The 1,632-nt window shown below is 52.6% G+C and carries 1 rRNA gene; it reads right to left on the bottom strand.

The annotated features are described in order from the left end of the window. Nucleotides 1–35 precede the first annotated feature (35 nt). A 16S ribosomal RNA gene (locus AC6CHJ_RS16580) occupies nt 36–1,583 on the bottom strand. Nucleotides 1,584–1,632 lie beyond the last annotated feature (49 nt).

The raw sequence follows: 1,632 nt of genomic DNA, 5'->3' as shown, positions 1-1,632 counted from the left end.
TACAGACGAAGTCTGTATTCCGTTAAATTCCTTAGAAAGGAGGTGATCCAGCCGCACCTTCCGATACGGCTACCTTGTTACGACTTCACCCCAATCATCTATCCCACCTTCGGCGGCTGGCCCCAAAAGGTTACCTCACCGACTTCGGGTGTTACAAACTCTCGTGGTGTGACGGGCGGTGTGTACAAGGCCCGGGAACGTATTCACCGCGGCATGCTGATCCGCGATTACTAGCGATTCCGGCTTCATGTAGGCGAGTTGCAGCCTACAATCCGAACTGAGAACGGTTTTATGAGATTAGCTTGCTCTCGCGAGTTTGCGACTCTTTGTACCGTCCATTGTAGCACGTGTGTAGCCCAGGTCATAAGGGGCATGATGATTTGACGTCATCCCCACCTTCCTCCGGTTTGTCACCGGCAGTCACCTTAGAGTGCCCAACTAAATGATGGCAACTAAGATCAAGGGTTGCGCTCGTTGCGGGACTTAACCCAACATCTCACGACACGAGCTGACGACAACCATGCACCACCTGTCACCAATGTCCCCGAAGGGAAAACTCTATCTCTAGAGCGGTCACTGGGATGTCAAGACCTGGTAAGGTTCTTCGCGTTGCTTCGAATTAAACCACATGCTCCACCGCTTGTGCGGGCCCCCGTCAATTCCTTTGAGTTTCAACCTTGCGGTCGTACTCCCCAGGCGGAGTGCTTAATGCGTTAGCTGCAGCACTAAGGGGCGGAAACCCCCTAACACTTAGCACTCATCGTTTACGGCGTGGACTACCAGGGTATCTAATCCTGTTTGCTCCCCACGCTTTCGCGCCTCAGTGTCAGTTACAGACCAGACAGTCGCCTTCGCCACTGGTGTTCCTCCAAATCTCTACGCATTTCACCGCTACACTTGGAATTCCACTATCCTCTTCTGCACTCAAGTTCCCCAGTTTCCAATGACCGCTCGCGGTTGAGCCGCGAGATTTCACATCAGACTTAAGAAACCACCTGCGCGCGCTTTACGCCCAATAAATCCGGACAACGCTTGCCACCTACGTATTACCGCGGCTGCTGGCACGTAGTTAGCCGTGGCTTTCTAATAAGGTACCGTCAAGGTACGTTCATTTCCTAACGTACTTGTTCTTCCCTTACAACAGAGTTTTACGATCCGAAAACCTTCATCACTCACGCGGCGTTGCTCCATCAGACTTTCGTCCATTGTGGAAGATTCCCTACTGCTGCCTCCCGTAGGAGTTTGGGCCGTGTCTCAGTCCCAATGTGGCCGATCACCCTCTCAGGTCGGCTATGCATCGTCGCCTTGGTAGGCCGTTACCCCACCAACTAGCTAATGCACCGCGGGCCCATCCTGCAGTGGCGCGAAAGCGCCTTTCAACATTTCACCATGAAGTAAAATGGATTATCCGGTATTAGCTCCGGTTTCCCGAAGTTATCCCAGTCTGCAGGGCAGGTTGCCCACGTGTTACTCACCCGTCCGCCGCTAAATCAGAGGAGCAAGCTCCTCGTCATTCGCTCGACTTGCATGTATTAGGCACGCCGCCAGCGTTCGTCCTGAGCCAGGATCAAACTCTCCATAAAAGTGTTTGATTGCTCAAAATTTCACTAGCGCATCATCTTTACGATGATG

This window comes from Rummeliibacillus sp. GQ308, from assembly GCF_059759115.1.
This window is presented reverse-complemented; position numbering and strand designations above follow the sequence as displayed.